This is a genomic window from Bacillus sp. FH (genome assembly GCF_052216825.1).
In the GTDB taxonomy this organism is placed as follows: domain Bacteria; phylum Bacillota; class Bacilli; order Bacillales; family Bacillaceae_G; genus Bacillus_A; species Bacillus_A paranthracis.
Window position 1 is genome coordinate 1,428,512 of the sequence record NZ_JBQOUU010000001.1, and the last position, 20,909, is coordinate 1,449,420.

A 20,909-nucleotide genomic window follows, 5' to 3' on the forward strand; every position below is an offset into this window, starting at 1 on the left:
ACTGCGAAATTTGTCTATAAAAAGAATAAGAAATGTCCGACTCTCGTAACATTTTTCCTTGTCATCTACTTGTATTTGTCGATAAAATAAAGGAAACTCGGTGATTGTCTTATTTCAAAACGACAGAACCCAGTATGACAATTGCCTCTTTTTCTACATAAGAGAGAAACAAATACAGGTTGGTGTTAACATGGCAGAAGAGTCAAAACAAATATATGGCGGGCAAGCAGTCATAGAAGGAGTTATGTTTGGCGGTAGAGAATATACTGTTACAGCGGTTCGTCGTAAAGATAAATCGATTGAATTTTATCGATTACCACGCGTTCGTAATAAAGCATTATCTATCCTGAAAAAAATTCCATTTTTACGAGGGATTGCCGCTATTGTGGATGCAAGCGCGAACGGGGCAAAACATTTAAACTTTGCTTCAGAACGATTTGATGTTCACCCAGAAGAAGATGAACAAATTGCAAATAAAAAAGAAGAACAATCGAAGTTAACGATGGTATTAGGAGTTGCAGCAGTTGGGGTTTTATCTTTCATATTCGGTAAAGTCATTTTCACAGCAGTTCCTGCATTACTAGCTGAATTAACGAGACCGATTTTCCCATCTCATACAGGGCAAATCATTGTCGAAAGTGTCATTAAGCTCCTGTTATTATTGAGCTATATATACTTTATTTCTTTAACGCCACTCATTAAGCGGGTATTTCAGTACCATGGTGCGGAGCATAAAGTAATTAATGCCTATGAGAATAATCTTTCATTGACTGTAGAAAATGTTCAAAAACAAACTCGCCTTCATTATCGTTGTGGTAGTAGCTTCATTATATTTACAGTCATTATTGGAATGTTTGTTTATTTCCTTGTCCCTACAGATCCACTTTGGGCCAGAGTGTTAAACCGAATTTTATTAATTCCAGTCGTTCTCGGTATTTCTTTTGAAGTGTTACAATTTACGAATCGATTACGCGATATTCCAGTATTACGCATACTTGGATATCCCGGATTATGGCTACAACTATTAACAACGAAAGAACCAACAGATGATCAAGTGGAAGTAGCCATTGCATCGTTTGAAGAATTATTACGTTTAGAAAACAAACAATAATTATTTAAAAATGGTGTTCAACTCCTTTCCTCATCGTTAATATACTAATTTTAATATATGTTTTTAGGAGGTGTTCCTTATGAACGGTCGTTCGTTTACTTTCGCTATATTTGTGCTTATTATCGGATTAGCAATATTCGGCCTTGTTTCATCTGTCATTACAGATCCAATGGGAGTGTTAAGAAATATTGGTATCATGTTGGCTGTCGTTGGTATCTTTTATTTACTCTACAAAATGTTTACAAACTCTAGCGGTTCAGCAAATTCGCAAAGCTCATATAAGCGCGCTGCAAAACAATCGAGCCGCAAGCATGGGAAACAAAATGTAGCACCCCTAAGCAATTCTTTCTTTAAATCAAACGCTTCTAATGACAAAGGGAAAAAAGGGAATCTTTCTTCTTTAAAGCGAAAAAGAAAACAATCTCATTTAACTGTCATTGAAGGTAAAAAAAACAAAAAGAAAGACCGTGCTTCCTTTTAGGAAATACGGTCTTTCTTTATATTTTGCAGTACTTCTTTCAAGCTTTTATCTTTCATACTTTCAATTCGAAGATGATGATTTGCAAATGGTAAATTACGTGTCACATCATTAGGTACAACGACGTACGTTCCCCTTAATTACTTTTCTCTTCATTTGCTTTTTGAACGCCACGAAGTGTTTCCACTCGAACCTCATCTTGTTCAAAGTATTGCACTAAATCACCAATGCGATCAATTGCTTCCCAGCTTAAATGATGTTCAATTCCTTCTACATCATTGTAAATCTTACTTTCATCCACACCGATAATACGCATAAATTGCTCTAACAATTCATGACGATATACGAGACGTTCTCCAATTTTTTTACCTTTTGATGTTAATACAAGCCCTCTATATTTTTCATAAATTAGATATTCATCTTTGTCTAATTTTTGCACCATTTTTGTTACAGAGGATGGATGTACACTAAGCGCTTCAGCAATATCAGATACGCGGGCATAACCCTTTTCATCAATCAACAAATAAATTTGTTCAATATAATCTTCCATACTAGGGGTAGGCATCGGTTTCCTCCATCCAATTTCATTTTGCTCATTCCGTACGAAGCAATCAATAAAATGATACACCAGAAAGAATAACGTGACAAGTTGAAAACAAGCCTAAATATATAAAACAAAAAAGAATCTGTATTTGCATACAGATTTCTCTTAAGTAAAGTATTGTATTTCTGCATCAGGGAAAAACTTATATATATAACCTCTTATCGTTTCTTCCAATACTTCCGCATCATCTTTTTTATATACGTATTTCCCAATGCCGTACCGTCCCCATTTATATTTACGCTTCTCTTCATCCATTTCAAGCTTCGTACTCGGATAACGCTCTTGAATGACCTTTTTTGCTGGTTTTGTAAAGCGATGTTGAATTAATTCAAATGTTAAATTCGGTATGGACAAATCTTTTAGTGCATTGTACAGTCGTTCAAATAATTCACGGTATCCTTCTTCCCATCCTTCATGCATATAAAGTGGCGCAACTATAAAGCCAAGTGGATAACCAGCACCTGCTACTTTACGTGCTGCTTCAATACGCTCTTCAAAGGGTGACGTCCCCGGCTCAAAATTTTTAATTACATACCGTGAATTAATACTAAACCTAAAACGAGTTTTCCCATTATGTTTTGCATCTAACAAATGATCAACGTGCGAATATTTCGTAACGAAACGTAAACGCCCATGCTCACTTTCTCCAATAAATTCGATCGCCCGCTTTAATGCATGTGTTAAATGATCAATCCCAACGATATCTGATGTACAAGCAGCTTCAAACCTTGTTATTTCAGGTGCTCTTTCATCCATATATTGCTGTGCCTTCTCAAATATTTCATCAAGATTCACATACACGCGAACGTAAGGCTTACTCCCAAGTGTCGTTTGCAAATAGCAATAATGACAATGTCCCATACACCCTGTTGCAAGCGGAATTGCATATTCAGCTGACGGTTTTGACGTATCAAATTTTAATGTCTTCCTCACTCCAACGACAAGTGTCGCCTTTGCATTGCGATACTTTTGCAAATCATTTTCACCCGGCAAATTTCTAATTTGATTATGGGATGTCGTTTCACGAATCTCTAGTCCCATCTTCGTAAACTTCTCATACAGCTCTTTTCCAAGTGGATATTCAAGTGCCTTCGGTTCAAAGTAAACGAGTTTTGGCATAAACGGTTTCATATACTTCCCTCCTCTCGTTAGTATGGGGAACGTGGAAAAATTAAAACGCATTAAAGTTTTCCACGTTTTAACAGCCTTTCAAAAGGCTGTTTTTCTTCTGTCTAATTTTACAAATTGAAAAATTTCATAAAGAAAATAAGAAAAATGCAAAATAATTAAAGTTAATTGTTGACGTGATGCTTTTATTATCGGTATCATAAATCTTCGTGAGCAATTATTTTTCGTTATACGATTTTTTTATTATTACTGAATTTTTGAGAGGAGAAATTAGATGTCAGTTAAGAAGAAAACGCAAGTACGCACCGGCAAAATGGTACGTGAACTAATGTTAGCAGACGAAGATGTAAATGCTTCGCTAATTATGGTATATAGTGAAAACGGTGTAAACGCAGAAATTAAAATCGAGGGCTTAACGCCGAAATGTAACGAAGAATTATTTTTGAGCGGAAACGTGGATTGGAACAAGAGTGTTATTTATAAAATTGTTGATTTCACTGGAAACGCTGAAGTTGGTAAAGTTACATTAACAGCGATGAACAAAAATAATGTTTCTCTAGAAATAGAACGCGTTATGTGGAGTAAAGAAAATAAAGAGGCTGCTGAACAAGAAGAAACAGTTGTAGAAACTACTCCGAAAAAAGAAGTAGTTGTAGAAGCTCCAAAAGCAGTTACACCTGCTCCAAAGCCTGTTACACGTGTAGAAACACCTGCTACAGCACCAACACCGAAGCCTACTCCGGCACCGAAGCCAGTAAGTGTAGAAGCAGCTGTGGAATTATCTACTCCAGCACCTGTGAAACGAGAAGTGCCAACTCCGGTTACAAAGCAAGAGACAGCACCGGTCGCGCCTGCAAAACCGAAGCAACCTGCTTTGACTGAAACAAATTCAAAACTACAAGAAAATTATGTGAAACTCGTGAAAAAGACAATTGAAGTTTGTCAAGATTACGAGCTTGGCATCGACATAGATGATTCTATTGAAGGCTTAAAAGAAGAACTACAAAGCCAAGGTATTAGCGTTACATTTGACAAAGAAATTATGGACGTTGTCAATCGCCTTCGTTCTTTACAAGATAAAGGAATCAAAGTAGAAAAAGTACTTAATTTACTATAAAAAAATAAGAGGCGGCAATTGCCACCTCTTATTTTTTATAATTCCATTCTTTACTTTCATACTTTTCTTTTGCTAACGTTTGCACTTCATGTAATTGTTCTTCTGTTAATTCATACGGAACAAGCTCTACATCTAATCCTTTTTCAAACCCAACCTCAAACGCTTTAATTAACTGCTCGATTGTAAACGTACGGTCTGTTAATTCATTAATTGCTACCGCTTTAGATGAGAACATACTCTTCATACGTTCTTTCACACGTTCATTCGGGAATAAAAACAGATCATATAACTCATCTAAATCTATTTCTAATGGAATCGACCCGTGCTGTAAAATAACGCCTTTTTGACGTGTTTGCGCACTACCTGCGATTTTTCTTCCTTCTACTACAATTTCATACCAAGACGGCGCATCAAAACATACGCCTGAACGTGGATTTTTTAAATTTTCACGATCTGCTTCTGTTTTTGGAACTGCATAATACGCTTCTAACCCTAATGCTTTAAAACCATCTAATAAACCTTGCGAAATAACACGATACGCTTCTGTAACTGTTTTTGGCATATTTGGATGATCTTCAGACACAATAACACTGTACGTTAATTCTTTATCATGTAGTACACCCCTGCCGCCTGTTTGACGACGAACGAATCCATATTTCTTTTCGTTAACTACATCCATATTAATATCTTTTTCAACACGCTGGAAATATCCGACTGTTAATGTTGGTACTTCCCATTCATAAAAGCGAATAGTTGGTGGCATTTTCTTTTCACTTTGCCAATTTAATAGACATTCATCTAACGCCATATTAAATGCCGGTGAACATTGACCAGAGTTAATATAACACCATTTTTCTTTTCCCATCCTGCACCTCATATAACCAATTATTTTTCACATTCTCTAGTCTACCAAATTCGACAAAATTTGTGAAAGAATACGAAATTTCTTCTTATATACAAATGAATCTGTTGCATAAATACATACGGGCATTATAATATTGAAAGTAGGATAAGAAAAAAGGGAGCGATAGAATCGTGTCAACAACTTGGATTATTTTATTAGCCGTAATCGTAGCGTTCATCGGTTACACTGTATGGATGTATTTCTATCAGAAGAAATTAATTACAACACTTTCAGAAGAAGAGTTTCGCGCTGGCTACCGTAAAGCACAGCTTATCGATATTCGCGAAGCAGACGAATATACTGCAGGGCATATTTTAGGCGCACGTAACATTCCGTTATCACAAATTCGCCTTCGTCATAAAGAACTTCGTAAAGATCAACCAGTTTACTTATACTGTCAAAGTGGATTCCGTACCGGTCGTGCGGCTCAATACTTAAAGAAACAAGGCTACAAAGATTTCTACCAATTACAAGGTGGATTTAAAACGTGGACTGGAAAAATTAAAAAGAAATAATAACATACAAAAACTAGCTGAATAATTCAGCTAGTTTTTTCATTTGAAAACTTTCCACGTTATTCTCACACATTTTGACAAAAATTCTTTTATAGACGCAAGAAAGACCCCTATCATTCTCACGCCCAAATAAAAAGGTTACGCGAATAACAGAAGTCATATTTATAACATAGTTTGTGAAAAGCTTTTCAGGTCAAGATTTTTTTCATTCTTATTATTTTCCCTTTATAATAAGAGGAAGAGGTGATACATATGGCCAATATAAAACAAATTGCAAAAACCGCTGGTGTATCCATATCAACTGTTTCTCGCGTCCTGAATAATCACCCTTACGTAAAAGAAGAAAAACGTAAGCGTGTTCTAGATGCTGTTGAAGAATTGAACTATGCCAAAAATATAAATGCTATTCATTTAATAAAAGGAAAAACATATACGATCGGTGTTATGCTCCCTTTCATTAACCTTCCATACTTCAGTACCATTATTGAAGGAATCGGTAACGAAGCGTTAGCAGCTGGATATCACATTAATTTATGTCAAACGAATTACGATAGTATCGAAGAAATTCGTGTTCTGGAAATGATGAAAATGAAACAATTCGACGGGATGATTATTTGCTCTCGAACGAGTTCATGGGAACAAATTGAAACTTTCGCAAAATTCGCTCCTATTATTTCATGCGAAAAAATGCACCACCCCCTCATTTCATCTGTCTACGTAGATCATTATGAAGGCTTCCGTCTCGGCACCGCCTATTTACTCAATAAAGGTCATGAAAAAATCGGGATTTGTTTAGCAAGAAAAACAAGTGTAAATTCTATGGAACGTGAAAAAGCGTTTGCTGATACACTTCGTAACGAAGGCAAAACGTTACATCCCGAATGGATTTTTCACCAATGCTATACAATGCAAGACGGTGCACAAATACTCCATCGTATTGTAAACATGAAAAATCGTCCAACCGCTATTTTTACAGCGAACGATCAAGTTGCAGCTGGTTTATTAACAGAGGCTCGAAAGCAAGGTCTTCGAGTACCCGAAGATCTTGCTATCCTCGGATTTGATAATCATGAAATTTCAAAGGCGTTAGAAATTTCAACAATTGAACATCCCGGTCTCGAAATGGGCTCACATGCGTTTTCTTTATTCCATAAACAAATCCAAAGCGAGCAAATTATCGGGAACGCAAAAGAGCTTTCATTCCATTTAATCGAACGAGATACTGTCTAATAAGAGCGTTACCTATAGCGCTCTTTTTCAGCTCTTCACCTATTGACTTTATATTTTTACTCGCATATAATAAACCTAACGAACGGTAGGTAGGGGATGAAAATGACAGCAAACCGCATTAAAGCTGTAGCACTTTCTCATTTCGCACGCTACGGCTACGAAGGAACTTCATTAGCAAATATTGCTCAAGAAGTCGGGATTAAAAAACCATCAATTTACGCACACTTTAAAGGAAAAGAAGAGCTATATTTTATATGCTTAGAATCCGCTCTTCAAAAAGATTTACAGAGCTTCACAGGCGATATCGAAAAGTTTTCAAATTCGTCTACTGAAGAATTGCTCTTACAATTACTAAAGGGCTATGCAAAACGATTTGGTGAAAGTGAAGAATCAATGTTTTGGTTACGAACTTCTTATTTTCCGCCTGATGCATTTCGCGAACAAATTATTAATAAAGCAAATGTACACATTGAAAACGTCGGAAAACTTTTATTCCCTGTATTTAAAAGAGCAAGCGAACAAGATGAGTTGCATAACATTGAAGTAAAAGACGCCTTAGAGGCTTTTCTATGCTTACTTGACGGTCTTATGGTTGAACTACTATACGCAGGTTTAAATCGTTTTGAGACACGTTTAGACGCTTCTTGGAAAGTATTTTGGCGTGGACTTTCAAACTGACGGATTGCTCCTTTGCAATGCGTCGTTTTTAAGCCCTTTACCTAACGACTGGTAGGAAGGAGAAATGACATATGGCATGGATTTATGTAATCTTAGCTGGTATTATTGAAATCTTTTGGGTAATTGGATTAAAACACGCGGAGGCTCCACTTGAATGGGCTGGTGTTGCGTTATTAATTACAATTAGTTTCGTCTTATTATTTAGAGCTTATAAAGATTTACCTGTTGGTACTGTATACGCAGTCTTCACTGGAATTGGAGCTGGTGGAATCGTTCTTACAGAAATTTTCGTTTTCGGAGAGCCATTCTCTATCGTAAAAGTATTATTAATTGGTTTAATCTTCTTTGGCGTAATTGGTTTAAAACGAGTAACAGAAGAAAAAGAAGCGAAGGAGGCCGCATAAAATGGCTTGGGTATTTTTAATTCTAGCTGGTATTTGTGAAATTATTGGTGTACTCTTTATGAAAGTAGCCACTGAAAAGAAAGGCTGGGCACCAAAAGTTATTTTAATCGCTAACTTCGGCGTAAGCTTCTTCTTCTTATCCCTTGCGATGAACACATTACCGATGGGAACTGCTTACGCGATTTGGACTGGAATCGGAACTGCCGGAAGTGCACTTCTAGGCATCCTTATTTTCCGCGAATCAGCGGATTGGCGTCGTCTTGCTTTCTTAAGCTGCATTCTATGCGGCGCTGTTGGCTTAAAACTATTAAGCTAACGTGAGGTGAATGTCATGTGGAAAGAAAAAGGGAAGCAAGTGTTAGCATGGATCACACTTGGTATCGTCATTCTATTACAAATAAGTTTTCACATAATAGAATGGTTGTTTCATAAAGTAGTATCCATTCTCACATTCCTTCCTAACATGACACTTGAAATGATATCAATCGTTTGGTCCATTATTGCCTCCATTGCAATCGTCATTATATGGAGTATCGCCAAGCTATGGAATAAGTTATTTAAAAAGGACAGTTCTTCTGAAAAAGAGTAACTGTCCTTTTTTATATTCATTCAGACTTTCTATAAAAGTTTGATGTGATAAGACAAAACAGACCGACTATGGTAATACTTATACCAACCCCTTTATGCAAACTTGGAAATAGCGGTGGTATATTAGAATAAAAATTTGCTAATATGAGACCAATTGAAACGAAAAATATCCCTATTCTATATAACCATTTTCTTTTGCTCATCATTCTCCCCTCCTAAAATTTTTCATACACTCCTTTCTTTTGGACATACTACCTAAAAAAGGAGTGGATAATATGCAAAATTCCGTACATAAGCAGATCCTATTTTTATTTTTCCTCTTTCTTATTCTCGTTATCGTTTTCAGCTTTATATTACATACTCCAAAAGATGTTGTACCGAATAGCCTCTCTGTTTATAAAGTGAAACTTTAATCAGTGAGGGTTTTGTTCATCCCCCACTGATTATTAGTTGAACCAATCGGACTTTTACGGACAGTTGATCCCCTACCTAACTTCTTTGCTTCCACTGAATTTTGAGGTGGGGGTCTTACTGCCCGTTAAAGCGGGATAAACTTTTACTTTCCTATTGTCGCTATTGAAGAAGGTGCCTTACATAAGGCACCTTTTAAAATTCTCTCTTCTCATACAATTTCACTGAAACGAAGATAGATATTATAAACATGCATATTGAACTAATGAATAACACGCTGTTATATAGTTGAATTTGTTCCATGCTGATTTCAAAGAACATGGTACCAATTGCTGTCGGTGCTATTAGTATGAAAAACGTAATAAAAGTAGCTTTTTTGTAGCTAACCCAAAACAACATCGGTAAGACAAAACTTAAATATATAAAAACAAAACCAGAAATCGTAATTACTGTTGTCGTTATAAATTCAACAGTTCCATCTTCAAACCGATTAATTACTACAGGACTAGACACTATCATACTTATAATAAAAATAATAAGTGCCATTATGTATTTAGCTAACACAATTTGCGTTCTTGCTAGTGGTAAACTATTTACTATTACTTCACTATTATATTTTTTATCGTCATTAAATGTTCTTAAAATTGCTATAACTGGAATTATAGCTGACATAATTATGTAAAAACTTTTCATGTCTATTAATGTCATATACATGAAAAGAGGATATATTAAGTGCCATATTAAATACTTCCATTGCACGATAAAGTCTTTTATTATAAGTTGCTTCACAATCGCTCCCTCCTTATAAATCACGCTCATTGTATAAGTTAATTGAGAGTAACATGGACATAACATACAAAATAAGAAGCCCTGCTATAAAACAAATATTTACCACTAGACTCGTGTTCCAAGCATTTTCTACATCTAACCAAACGTTACTTACAATCAATCCACTCAAATATCCCAATGCAAGTCCGGCGAACGGAGCAATTTGTTTGGCACTGCTATATCCTACTGAGAATTCAATCGGAAGTACAATTATGCTACAAACAAACCCACCTGTTATACCTCCGAGAATTTCTCCCCATAGCATAAATCCAGTCATATGCTCATTTTGCAACTGTATTAAACCAATCACTAGTGAGAAACATCCACCTAGAGCAACTAAAGTACTTACAAATATGTATTTCCCTATGACAAGATCTTTACGGTCAAACGGTAAACTATTTACTATCAGTTCACTTTTATTTTTCCCCTCATAACTCATTGACAGTATCATGCCAAGAGCAGGTACAAACATACTAAATGTCATCAAAAAACTATCACTACTAAAATCAACAATGAGCAGAAACAAAAAACATATAAGATAAACAAACCCTAACTTTCTTTGCATCATCATATCTTTTAAAACTAATTGCTTGATCATGTATTGCACCTCCTAATATGAAAATGTCCCTTCTATAACTCTGCCTGCTGAAACATTTTCATTGAGAGGAACATTGATATGAATATACTCACTAATACTCCAATACCAAGAACACTCATTGCTTGTGTAGCCTCTTGAGAGTGAAGTACTTTTAACATAATTGTTTTATCACCAAAAATATTGCACATAAGACCAATCATACCCATTAAAGGAAACAGCATAATCAAATTCAAGACTGTAATAACTTTATATCCCCCAATGTAATTAGTCGGTATCGTTACTACACAATAAATCAAAGTTGCTACTATTGCTGAAAACACTGCATATCCAGGAATAACTATATCCCTGCCCAATAAAATATTTCCTAATATTACGACTATAAAAGTTACACTCAAACCAACCATAATAAATAATGTGCTTGAAATATATTTAGCTATAACTATCTCTTTTCTCGTTATAGGCAAACTCACTAATACTTTTTCTGTTTTACTTTTCTCCTCATGATAAAAAGAAATATAAATAATTGTACTACATGTTATAAATAATCCTATTGCAATCCCCATCGGGTCGACGGAATTCTTAAAAATAGATAAAATGGGTATTAAAAAATAGAAAGGAAACATCTTCTTCTGTAAGAAAAACTCCTTCAAAATCAACTGTTGCATATGAATTCTCCTCTCTATAAATCACGTGTTTCATAAATTTTAATTGTAAGGAACATAGAAACGATATAAATACTAACTAATGTAATAAATCCAGCTATAAATACAGCAACATGCATAGGATTCATAATCCATTCAATGAATGAAAGCGCTGTTTCATTTAGCCCATCACTAATAAATATCCAAAGTATCCCTCCCACTCCTATTGAGGCTGCTGATACTATACTTCTTACTACCTTCGATTTTGTACCATAATAACTAGGAAAGAATGTTACAACAAAAAATATGGCGTAAACAGCTCCATTTATTACTTCATACCACGGAATTTCAATGTATAAATTAGGATGATATACACCGATATCACCAATAACCGCGATGCCCCTTATAAGAAAAACAACTAACATCGTAGAGAGCATGCCACCAATAATAAATATTGCACAGGAAATATATCTAGCAATTATGATATCCTTTCGACTTACCGGCAAACTATTTATAATAATGTCACTTTTATTCCTTTCATCCATAAAGGTTAACGTCATAACGGAAGAAAGGGTTATAAATAGACAACTCATCGAAAATAACAATTCAACACTTGGGTCTAACATAAATAATACAAACGGCATAATTAAATACACTAACCACATCACCCGAAAAAAGAACAAATCTTTATAAATGAGCTGACGCATAGGCACCTCTCCCTTTCGCAGTGTAAACGATAATATCATCTAATGTAGGCTTTTCTAGTACAACCTCATTTCCAAACCAGTCGATAATTGTTTGTTTATCCTTCGCTAAACCTTCAAAACCAAATTTATTTTTTCGTAATCCAACAAATAGTACTTTTCCTTCTCGATCTAATAAATCATTACTTCCTTTTACGATTACGTAGTTCTCCATCAAGTCTTCTTTTTCACCAGTAAATATAATTTCTCCATCGTTGATAAACGTAATATAATCTGCAATGCGCTCTAAATCTGTTGTAATGTGCGTTGAGAATAATACCGATACTTCATCTTCCATTACAATTTCTTGCAACATATCAAGTAATTCACTTCGAACAACTGGATCTAATCCTGCTGTTGGTTCATCCATGATGATAAATTCTGCGTGGTGCGAGAGCGCAATGGCAATCGCAAATTTCATTTTCATTCCTTTTGATAATTCTTTAATTTTTTTATACTTCGGAACTTGCAATCTATGCATATACGATTGATACTGCTCTTCATCCCACTTTTTATATAACGGTGCAATAATACGCTTCATTTGCTCACACGTTAAATCTTCGTAATAATGATTTTCATCATATACAAAGCCGATATTTTGCTTTATTTCCTTTTCGGCTTTCTTATTGTCCTTGCCAAAAATTTTTATATCGCCGCTATCTTTTCGAATTAAATTCATAATCATTTTGATCGTCGTACTTTTCCCGGCCCCATTCGGTCCGACAAATCCCATAATATATCCGCGTGGTAATGTAAAACTTATATTTTTTACTGCAAAATCTTCATAGCTTTTACATACGTTTTTTAACTCTAACATCTCTTATTCCCCCTCATATAAACACGCAATCATCTGCTGTAATTCTTCAAGTGAAAGCTGTAACGCTTTACTTTCATTTACAATCTCTTCCGCTTTACTTTCCAATAGACGAAGCCTTTGTTCTTTTAATAGTTCATTATTTTTACGTGAAACATAAGTCCCCTTCCCAGCAACAGTTTCTATATATCCTTCTTTCTCAAGCTCCTCGTACGCACGCTTCGTAGTAATTACACTAATCTGTAATTCCTTTGCTAAGCTACGAATAGACGGTAATTGGTCTCCACCCTTTAAACCACCATTTAAAATAAGCTGGCTTAATTGTTTTCTTATCTGTACATAAATAGGGTCTTGGGAAGAATTCGAAATAATAATATTCATGTTTTCCTCCAGTGTGTATATACTGTATATACCTTATATATACAGTATATACACAACATCCTATTTTTGGCAAGAAAAAAAGACCAACATTTTCCTGTTGGCCTTTCGTATATGTATCACTTTTCAAAGCGATCTAACATCTCATCTCTCATTCCGAAACTCACTACCGCAATTCCTACATACATAAACAGAAGGAACGCCGGATGAACTGTGTTGTACCAAGTGCTATCAACAATTAAATAAATCGTTAATGCCACAACAAGAACAAACGCTAAGATAAACATATAAAAGTGTCTTGTACTACCCATGATAAACTCCTCTCTTCTCACTTCACCATTCAACAGTATATTTTATCGAATAATTCGATATGACTCAAGGTTAACTTTCTGTTATGTAATCAAGTTCCACCTTTACAATGTCCTCACATGCTATTGAAATGATCGTTCCTTGCTTATCAATTGCCGTCACTTCTCTATTATCCATTACACGATGCGCTACTCTTTCTAGTACTTTTCCTTGATCTCGGTAACAAAATTCTTTTACATCTTTAATTGTTTCTCCATTTTCTAAATGGTATACCATCCTATAACATCGATATCCCACACTTTCACCCCCGTCTTGCTCGTTTTTTCACATATACATAAAAATGAGTAATTTTTGCCTCATCACACCTTCTTAATTTCAATAAAATTCTAACAAAAATAAATACTTTTATCAAACTGACTTTTTCAACAAAATCACCTATAAAACTGCTTCTTTACACCATTATGAAACAAAAAATATAAATTTTTAACATTTTCTTCACCACTTCTGCATAAAGTGAAACTTTAATCAGTGGGTGTTTTTGTTCATCTCTACTGATTACCAGGCCACAAATTGCGGAACAAATTCTCCATACAAAAAAAGAACTCGCATATAGCGAGTTCTTCCTTTGTTATTCTAATCAAACTTGTACAGGAGCTGGCTTTTCATAACGTAAAACTGGTTTACGTGCAGCCATCGTTTCGTCTAAACGTTTAATGACTGTTGTATGAGGTGCTTCTTGTACAACTTCTGGATTTTCTTCTACTTCTTTAGCGATTTGAATCATCTTATCAATGAAACCGTCTAATGTTTCTTTTGATTCTGTTTCCGTCGGCTCAATCATAATACATTCTTCCACATTTAATGGGAAGTAAATTGTTGGTGGATGGTAACCGAAATCAAGCAGACGTTTTGCGATATCTAATGTACGTACACCAAGTTTCTTTTGACGACGACCTGATAATACAAACTCATGCTTACAATGTCTATCGAATGGAAGATCATAAAATGGTGCTAATCTTCTCATCATATAGTTCGCATTTAATACCGCATACTCTGTTACTGCACGTAGTCCATCTGGCCCCATAGAACGAATGTATGTGTATGCACGAACGTTAATACCGAAGTTACCGTAGAATGGTTTTACGCGCCCAATTGCTTCTGGACGATCATAGTTAAAGTGATAGCCATTTTCCGTTTTCTCTAAAATTGGTTTTGGTAAGTACGGAATTAAATCAGCTTTCACACCTACTGGACCAGAACCTGGTCCACCGCCGCCGTGAGGACCTGTAAATGTTTTATGAAGGTTTAGATGCACAACGTCAAACCCCATATCTCCTGGGCGCGCTTGGCTTAATACCGCATTTAAGTTTGCACCATCATAGTATAATTTACCGCCTGCGTTATGGACGATTTCTGCCATTTCTAAAATATTTTCTTCGAATAAACCTAATGTATTAGGGTTTGTTAACATAAGTGCTGCTGTTTCTTCATTTACAACACGTTTTAAATCTTCTAAGTCAACAAGACCATGTTCATTTGATTTTACTGTAATTGTTTCAAAACCAGCTACAGTTGCAGATGCTGGGTTCGTTCCGTGAGCAGAGTCAGGAACAATTACTTTCGTACGGTTAAAGTCACCATTTGCTTCATGGTATGCACGAATTAACATTAAGCCTGTCCATTCTCCGTGTGCACCAGCTGCTGGTTGTAATGTAACAGTATCCATACCTGTAATTTCAATTAAATGCTCTTGTAAATCGTACATTAATTCCATTGCACCTTGTACTGTCTTTTCATCTTGCAACGGATGAATATTTGCAAATCCTGCGAAACGAGCTACACTCTCATTAATTTTCGGATTATATTTCATCGTACAAGATCCAAGTGGATAGAAACCAGAATCAACACCGTGGTTACGGTTTGAAAGTGCTGTATAGTGGCGCATAATATCAAGTTCAGATACTTCTGGTAGCTCTGCATCTTCTACTCGAATATAATCGCTCTCAAATACATCTTCTAGTTTCACTTCTTCTACATCTAATTTTGGCAGGCTATATCCTATGCGTCCTTCTTTACTTACTTCAAAGATAAGTGCTTGGTCTTGGTTCTTCATTGGATAGCCCCCATTTCGTTTACAAGTGTGTCAATTTCCTCTTTTGTACGAAGCTCAGTTACTGCTACAAGCATATGGTTCTCATGCTCTTTATAATCACGGCCTAGGTCGTAACCGCCGATAATATTCTTTTGTAATAATGCATCGTTTACTTCTTTCACTGGGCGCTTGCAATCTACAACGAACTCATTGAAGAATGGTCCAGCAAATGTAACTGTGAAGCCTTTCGCTTCAAATTGACGTTTTGCATATTGTGCTTTAGAAATGTTTTGACGCGCCATTTCTTTCACACCTTGTTTACCAAGTGCCGTCATTGCAACAGAAGCTGCTAATGCATTTAACGCTTGGTTTGAACAAATGTTAGACGTCGCTTTATCACGGCGAATATGCTGTTCACGTGCTTGTAACGTTAATACAAATCCACGTTTACCATCTGAATCTACAGTTTGCCCGACAAGACGTCCTGGAATTTTACGCATGAATGCTTTCGTCGTTGCAAAGTAACCACAGTGTGGTCCACCAAACTGCGTTGGGATACCAAATGGTTGTGCATCACCGATGACAATATCAGCACCAAATTTTCCTGGTGGTGTTAATGCGCCTAATGATAATGGATTTGAAGAAACGATAAATAATGATTTTTGTTGATGAACGATTTTTTCAATATCAGCTAATTTTTCAACCTGTCCGAAGAAGTTTGGATATTGAACGATTACACAAGCAACTGTATCATCTACTTCACTTTGTAATACGTCTAAATCTGTTACACCATCTTTATGATTAATTTCAACAACTTCAAGATGTTGACCTTTTGCATACGTTTCAAGTACAGCTCTTGATTCTGGATGAACTGCGCTAGATACAAGAATTTTCTTTTTACGAGTATGGCCAGCTGCTAGCATTGCCGCTTCAGCTAAAGCTGTACCTCCGTCGTACATAGAAGAGTTTGCTACATCCATTCCTGTTAACTCACAAATCATTGTTTGGAATTCAAAAATTGCTTGTAATTCCCCTTGTGAAATTTCCGGTTGGTATGGCGTGTAAGCTGTATAAAATTCTGAGCGAGAGATAACATGATCTACGATTACTGGAGCGTAATGGTCGTATACGCCTGCTCCTAAGAAAGAAGCATACTCTTTTAAGTTCGCATTTTTACTAGCCATTTGAGATAGCTCTTTTAAAAGCTCTGGCTCTGATTTTGCTTCTTTAATTTTTAAATCCCCTTTAAAACGAACACTCTCTGGAATATCAGAGAATAACTCATCGATCGTTTGAACGCCGATCGTTTGTAACATTTCTTTTTTGTCTTCTTCTGTCATTGGAAGATAACGATGCAACATGAAATCTACCCCTCTCCCCGTTACTTTGAACGTTTATAAAATGGTGTTGGAACAACTACTGCTTTGACGCGTTTATTACGAATTTCAATTTCTACTTCTGTATCAACTGCTGCGTATTTTACATCAATTAGTGCTAAACCAATGCTTTTCTTTAACGTTGGAGATTGTGTACCACTTGTTACTTCCCCGATCTTTTCTTCTCCAATAAATACAGGGTAATGCGTACGAGGAATTCCACGTTCAATTACTTCGATGCCGACTAACTTACGAGGTGCACCGTTTTCTTTTTGCTCTTTTAACGTTGCTTTTCCAAAGAAGTCTGCTTCTTTATTTGGTTTTACCGCAAAGCCAATTCCAGCTTCAATCGGTGTAATATCTTTTGATAATTCTTGACCGTAAAGTGGTAATGTTGCTTCGAAGCGAAGTGTATCACGAGCACCTAAGCCACATGGTTTTAAGCCTTCTTCTGCTCCAACTTCAAGAAGTTTCTCCCAAAGTTTTGCAGCATCTTCACTCTTACAGTAAATTTCAAATCCATCTTCACCTGTATAACCTGTACGAGATACAAGTGCTGGAATTCCATCTACAAGAATATCGTTTTTAAATTTAAAGAACTTAATTTCTTTCAAATCTTCTGACACAACTTTTTGTAAAATGCCTTCTGCTTTTGGTCCTTGAATTGCAAGCTGTGCAACTTCACTAGAAACATTGACTACTGTCGCATCGCCAATTACATGGCTAGCTAACCATTCGTAATCTTTCTCGATATTTGATGCGTTGATAACTAATAAATAGTCTTCTTCACCACGTTTGTAGATTAATAAATCATCTACTGTACCACCATTTTCGTAGCACATTGCTGTATATTGTGCGCCCCCTACCTTTAAGGTAGATACGTCATTTGTAACAACACGTTGTAAAAATGCTAAACTATCTACACCTTTTACCTCAACTTCTCCCATGTGAGACACATCGAACAAACCTGCCGCTGTACGTACAGCTTCATGTTCTTCTTTAATGCTTGAAAATTGAACTGGTAACTCCCAACCACCGAAGTCGATTGTTTTCCCACCATACTTCGCGTATACATCAAATAACGGTGTACGTTGTAATGTAATCATGATCTCTCCCCCTTATGCTCTGACAAATCAATAAAAGTTGTTACTCATTTCTAAACATTTTCATTCTAAAAAGATAGGATATACGGAATCTCATTATATTTTTTTATGAAAGCGTAAATAAAAAATCACTTTCTTGGATAAAATACGAAAGATTCCACACATTTCACACCATTATCCTAACATTATTCGCTATATTTCATCAATATTCTAGCATAAAAAATAATTTAGAATTTTTTACGCTTAATCTTATTACATACAGTTTTTAAGATTTAGTCCTTTATCTTTACTTATTGTTTACCTTTCAGTAAGTGTAATAGCGCCTTATTACAAGGCTTATATATTAAAGATTTTTTCATAATTACTTTAGTTTATAAAAGGTGGGAGAGTCGTAATGAATGTCGATATTTCCATAGATCGAACGTGGCAAAACAATTTTTTAAATAGAATTGATGAAGATGGTCCTTGGACAAACTGGGATTTATATCATTTAGCTTATGAAACAGAAAAATCATTACTTGTTCCTACTTTTGATGGATTACAAGCACCGAAACATTTATCCCATTTCACACCACTGCCTCATCAATTAGAAGTCGCTCAAAATGTTATTGAACAAATGAATGGTAAAGCGATTCTAGCAGATGAAGTAGGACTTGGAAAAACGATTGAAGCTGGACTTATTTTAAAAGAATATATGGTCCGCGGCCTTGTGAAAAAAGTACTTATACTCGTTCCAGCCTCTCTCGTATCACAATGGGCATACGAATTAAATACAAAGTTTTTCATTCCAGCTGTAGCTCAAAAGAAAAGCTACTCGTGGGAACAAGCCGATGTGATTGTATCATCAATTGATACTGCAAAACGTTCCCCACATCGTGATATCATTTTGAACTTAGAATATGACCTTATTATTATCGATGAAGCACATAAACTTAAAAATAATAAAACAAAAAACTATGAATTTGCACAGCGATTAAAAAAGAAATTTTGTTTATTATTAACCGCTACTCCTGTTCAAAATAAGATTGATGAAATTTTCAACCTTGTTTCTTTATTAAAACCAGGACACTTAGGCAATCAATCCAATTTCGAAGAATATTACGCTTCAAAAAATCGTTCAGCCGAATCTGATGAAGATTTAAAAGCTCTTATTAACAAAGTGATGGTCCGAAATCGGCGCCATAATACTGGGATTGATTGGCCAAAGAGACATGTACGTACAATTTTTGTTGAGTTTAATAAAGAAGAGCAAGATTTATATAACAATATTGAAAATTGGCGAGGACAAGATGCATTCACATCAGCTTTCTCATCGTTAACTTTAAAACGGGAAGCGTGTAGTAGTCGTGAGGCTGTTTACTATTCATTAAAAAAACATGTAGAAAAACGACAGAAGGAAAATGAACATTACGTAAAAGATCCGCATATCGATGTGCTAATGGAGAAAATTAATCATATTCCTTTTAACTCAAAAGCAAATAAAGCGCTAGAGCTTATAAAAGAAATTGATGATAAAGTCGTCATCTTCACAGAATATCGAGCATCACAAATGTACTTACAATGGTTTTTACAACAACACGGTATTTCTTCCGTCCCATTCCGCGGTGGATTTAAACGCGGGAAGAAAGATTGGATGAAGGAACTTTTCCAAAATCATGCGCAAGTGCTAATCGCAACGGAAGCTGGTGGTGAAGGAATTAACTTACAGTTTTGTAGCCATATGATCAATTATGATTTGCCATGGAATCCAATGCGTCTTGAACAAAGAATCGGACGTATTCACCGCCTTGGTCAAAAAAATGATGTTCATATTTATAACTTAGCCACAAAACACACTGTTGAAGAACATATTTTGAAACTGTTATATGAAAAAATCAATTTATTTGAGCGTGTGATCGGTGAACTTGATGAAATTTTAACGAGAATTAATATGAAAAACATCGATGCACACATTCAAGAAATATTTGCGCAATCAAAAAGCGAAGGAGAAATTCGAATTAAGATGGAAAACTTAACATCTATTATCGACTTTGCGAAACGAAATGAAGCTGAGGTGCAAGGCTATGCAGCAACATGAAATTCATAATTACTTATACAATTTTTTTGAGGCGAATAACTGTGAAATTTTAGAACGTTCTCCTCATCTATTGGATGTGCAATTAACAATTGAGATGGATAAATTATTAATGAACCGTCCTTTTTATTGGCACTATCTTGAGAAGACAGGAGGCGTACCGAATCCGATGCGCCTTACTCTTATTACAAATCCAGAAAATGAAGAAAACGATGGTGAACTTATTCACTACGGTTCACCACGTCTTCATCAAATTTTTCAAACGACAAAAGAATTAGGCTCTTACATACGCTTATATGAGGAAGTACGGCATAGCGGAGCGACACATACACCGCTCCATCCGTGGCTCGGTGTAAATATAAAAGTTTCCTATCAATGTGATCGAAAAAAAGATATCCTCCACTCCATTGGCATTCATCTTATTTCTGGCACAATGATTGCAAACTTTCATGAAACATTAACTAAAATTAAACTTACACCGAAAATACCTGACTTTTGTTTTACGCTCTCGCCTATTATTAAACCGCAAAGCGGTTTACAACGTATAGAGGATGCTTTAAAAAATATTATTGCAGAAGATGACCATACGTGGGCGAAAGAAGCAAGAGTGCGCTGGAATCACGATTTGGACCTTTTAAATCGTTTTTATGAAGAAAGTGATGAACTTCCTGAAAGCTATGAAATTGAAAAACAAGCACTGCAAGAACAATATGAACCCCGCATTACAGTACAAATTATTAACGGTGGACTCTTTTATGTTACGGCGAATCATTTTCTAACTTAAA

The 20,909-nt window shown here is 35.6% G+C and carries 26 protein-coding genes and 1 pseudogene; 11 read left to right on the top strand and 16 right to left on the bottom strand.

What is annotated here, in order from left to right:
• Nucleotides 1-190 precede the first annotated feature (190 nt).
• Nucleotides 191-1,111, top strand: a complete 921-nt coding sequence (locus ACTT1L_RS07560) for a DUF1385 domain-containing protein (protein ID WP_000797106.1) — start codon at nt 191-193, stop codon at nt 1,109-1,111.
• 79 nt (nt 1,112-1,190) lie between these two features.
• Nucleotides 1,191-1,592 (top strand): SA1362 family protein, encoded by a 402-nt coding sequence (locus tag ACTT1L_RS07565; protein WP_001014446.1) that lies wholly within the window; start codon nt 1,191-1,193, stop codon nt 1,590-1,592.
• Here the strand turns inward: ACTT1L_RS07565 and ACTT1L_RS07570 are convergent.
• The 3 genes and pseudogenes from ACTT1L_RS07570 to splB form a co-directional block, all read right to left on the bottom strand.
• Nucleotides 1,589-1,720: pseudogene (locus tag ACTT1L_RS07570) on the bottom strand (HAD family hydrolase); the annotation flags it as partial. The gene ACTT1L_RS07565 and the pseudogene ACTT1L_RS07570 overlap by 4 nt on opposite strands.
• 5 nt (nt 1,721-1,725) lie before the next feature.
• Entirely contained in the window at nt 1,726-2,154 is a 429-nt protein-coding gene (mntR, locus tag ACTT1L_RS07575) for a transcriptional regulator MntR (RefSeq protein ID WP_001143076.1), read from the bottom strand.
• Between the two features lie 144 nt (nt 2,155-2,298).
• Complete coding sequence (gene splB, locus ACTT1L_RS07580) at nt 2,299-3,324, bottom strand: spore photoproduct lyase (protein ID WP_000802120.1); 1,026 nt, start codon at nt 3,322-3,324, stop codon at nt 2,299-2,301.
• A gap of 271 nt (nt 3,325-3,595) precedes the next feature.
• Between splB and ACTT1L_RS07585 the strand changes: the two genes are divergently transcribed.
• Nucleotides 3,596-4,438, top strand: coding sequence for a hypothetical protein (locus ACTT1L_RS07585; RefSeq protein WP_061132211.1), 843 nt, complete (start codon nt 3,596-3,598; stop codon nt 4,436-4,438).
• 28 nt (nt 4,439-4,466) lie between these two features.
• On the opposite strand, the gene ACTT1L_RS07590 is transcribed toward ACTT1L_RS07585, so the two are convergent.
• Nucleotides 4,467-5,303 (bottom strand): lipoate--protein ligase family protein, encoded by an 837-nt coding sequence (locus tag ACTT1L_RS07590; RefSeq protein WP_000514079.1) that lies wholly within the window; start codon nt 5,301-5,303, stop codon nt 4,467-4,469.
• Nucleotides 5,304-5,473: 170 nt separating this feature from the next.
• Here ACTT1L_RS07590 and ACTT1L_RS07595 point away from each other — a divergent pair, with 170 nt between their 5' ends.
• From ACTT1L_RS07595 to ACTT1L_RS07620, 6 genes are all read left to right on the top strand, one after another.
• Nucleotides 5,474-5,857, top strand: coding sequence for a rhodanese-like domain-containing protein (locus tag ACTT1L_RS07595; protein WP_000108655.1), 384 nt, complete (start codon nt 5,474-5,476; stop codon nt 5,855-5,857).
• A gap of 252 nt (nt 5,858-6,109) precedes the next feature.
• The gene (locus ACTT1L_RS07600) at nt 6,110-7,087 is read left to right on the top strand and encodes a LacI family DNA-binding transcriptional regulator (protein ID WP_061132210.1); all 978 of its coding nucleotides are present in this window, start codon (nt 6,110-6,112) and stop codon (nt 7,085-7,087) included.
• A 96-nt stretch (nt 7,088-7,183) separates the two neighbouring features.
• Nucleotides 7,184-7,765, top strand: a complete 582-nt coding sequence (locus ACTT1L_RS07605; protein WP_003267456.1) for a TetR/AcrR family transcriptional regulator — start codon at nt 7,184-7,186, stop codon at nt 7,763-7,765.
• Between the two features lie 71 nt (nt 7,766-7,836).
• The gene (locus ACTT1L_RS07610; RefSeq protein ID WP_000312349.1) at nt 7,837-8,169 is read left to right on the top strand and encodes a DMT family transporter; all 333 of its coding nucleotides are present in this window, start codon (nt 7,837-7,839) and stop codon (nt 8,167-8,169) included.
• Nucleotide 8,170: 1 nt separating this feature from the next.
• On the top strand, nt 8,171-8,485 hold the full coding sequence (locus ACTT1L_RS07615) for a DMT family transporter (RefSeq protein ID WP_000312623.1): 315 nt from the start codon (nt 8,171-8,173) through the stop codon (nt 8,483-8,485).
• Nucleotides 8,486-8,500: 15 nt separating this feature from the next.
• On the top strand, nt 8,501-8,758 hold the full coding sequence (locus ACTT1L_RS07620) for a DUF3975 family protein (protein WP_442821853.1): 258 nt from the start codon (nt 8,501-8,503) through the stop codon (nt 8,756-8,758).
• A 16-nt stretch (nt 8,759-8,774) separates the two neighbouring features.
• On the opposite strand, the gene ACTT1L_RS07625 is transcribed toward ACTT1L_RS07620, so the two are convergent.
• The 12 genes from ACTT1L_RS07625 to gcvT all read right to left on the bottom strand — a co-directional run bounded on the left by ACTT1L_RS07625 (nt 8,775) and on the right by gcvT (nt 18,053).
• Nucleotides 8,775-8,963, bottom strand: coding sequence for a hypothetical protein (locus ACTT1L_RS07625; protein WP_442821854.1), 189 nt, complete (start codon nt 8,961-8,963; stop codon nt 8,775-8,777).
• Between the two features lie 400 nt (nt 8,964-9,363).
• Nucleotides 9,364-9,957 carry an ABC-2 transporter permease gene (locus ACTT1L_RS07630; protein WP_000811438.1) on the bottom strand — a complete coding sequence of 198 codons (594 nt, stop codon included), beginning with the start codon at nt 9,955-9,957 and terminating at the stop codon, nt 9,364-9,366.
• Between the two features lie 13 nt (nt 9,958-9,970).
• A complete protein-coding gene (locus ACTT1L_RS07635; RefSeq protein ID WP_442821855.1) occupies nt 9,971-10,594 on the bottom strand; it encodes an ABC-2 transporter permease in 624 nt (207 codons plus the stop codon).
• 32 nt (nt 10,595-10,626) lie between these two features.
• Complete coding sequence (locus ACTT1L_RS07640) at nt 10,627-11,259, bottom strand: ABC-2 transporter permease (RefSeq protein ID WP_086707914.1); 633 nt, start codon at nt 11,257-11,259, stop codon at nt 10,627-10,629.
• 14 nt (nt 11,260-11,273) lie between these two features.
• On the bottom strand, nt 11,274-11,942 hold the full coding sequence (locus ACTT1L_RS07645; RefSeq protein ID WP_001249430.1) for an ABC-2 transporter permease: 669 nt from the start codon (nt 11,940-11,942) through the stop codon (nt 11,274-11,276).
• Complete coding sequence (locus ACTT1L_RS07650) at nt 11,923-12,795, bottom strand: ABC transporter ATP-binding protein (protein ID WP_442821856.1); 873 nt, start codon at nt 12,793-12,795, stop codon at nt 11,923-11,925. Before ACTT1L_RS07650 ends, ACTT1L_RS07645 begins: the two co-directional genes overlap by 20 nt.
• Before the next feature lie 3 nt (nt 12,796-12,798).
• Complete coding sequence (locus ACTT1L_RS07655; RefSeq protein ID WP_001021352.1) at nt 12,799-13,173, bottom strand: GntR family transcriptional regulator; 375 nt, start codon at nt 13,171-13,173, stop codon at nt 12,799-12,801.
• A 116-nt stretch (nt 13,174-13,289) separates the two neighbouring features.
• Nucleotides 13,290-13,481 (bottom strand): hypothetical protein, encoded by a 192-nt coding sequence (locus tag ACTT1L_RS07660; protein ID WP_000535935.1) that lies wholly within the window; start codon nt 13,479-13,481, stop codon nt 13,290-13,292.
• 70 nt (nt 13,482-13,551) lie between these two features.
• Entirely contained in the window at nt 13,552-13,755 is a 204-nt protein-coding gene (locus tag ACTT1L_RS07665; protein WP_000262495.1) for a DUF3929 family protein, read from the bottom strand.
• 361 nt (nt 13,756-14,116) lie between these two features.
• Nucleotides 14,117-15,592 carry an aminomethyl-transferring glycine dehydrogenase subunit 2 gene (gene gcvPB / locus ACTT1L_RS07670; protein ID WP_000795699.1) on the bottom strand — a complete coding sequence of 492 codons (1,476 nt, stop codon included), beginning with the start codon at nt 15,590-15,592 and terminating at the stop codon, nt 14,117-14,119.
• Nucleotides 15,589-16,932 carry an aminomethyl-transferring glycine dehydrogenase subunit 1 gene (gene gcvPA, locus ACTT1L_RS07675; RefSeq protein ID WP_000903231.1) on the bottom strand — a complete coding sequence of 448 codons (1,344 nt, stop codon included), beginning with the start codon at nt 16,930-16,932 and terminating at the stop codon, nt 15,589-15,591. The genes gcvPB and gcvPA overlap by 4 nt, the downstream gene beginning before the upstream one ends.
• Before the next feature lie 20 nt (nt 16,933-16,952).
• Nucleotides 16,953-18,053, bottom strand: coding sequence for a glycine cleavage system aminomethyltransferase GcvT (gene gcvT / locus ACTT1L_RS07680; protein ID WP_000631771.1), 1,101 nt, complete (start codon nt 18,051-18,053; stop codon nt 16,953-16,955).
• A 391-nt stretch (nt 18,054-18,444) separates the two neighbouring features.
• On the opposite strand from gcvT, the gene ACTT1L_RS07685 reads away from it, so the two are divergent.
• The gene (locus tag ACTT1L_RS07685) at nt 18,445-20,127 is read left to right on the top strand and encodes a DEAD/DEAH box helicase (RefSeq protein WP_076874707.1); all 1,683 of its coding nucleotides are present in this window, start codon (nt 18,445-18,447) and stop codon (nt 20,125-20,127) included.
• Complete coding sequence (locus tag ACTT1L_RS07690; RefSeq protein ID WP_001183969.1) at nt 20,114-20,908, top strand: YqhG family protein; 795 nt, start codon at nt 20,114-20,116, stop codon at nt 20,906-20,908. The genes ACTT1L_RS07685 and ACTT1L_RS07690 overlap by 14 nt, the downstream gene beginning before the upstream one ends.
• The last annotated feature ends 1 nt before the right edge of the window (nt 20,909 follow it).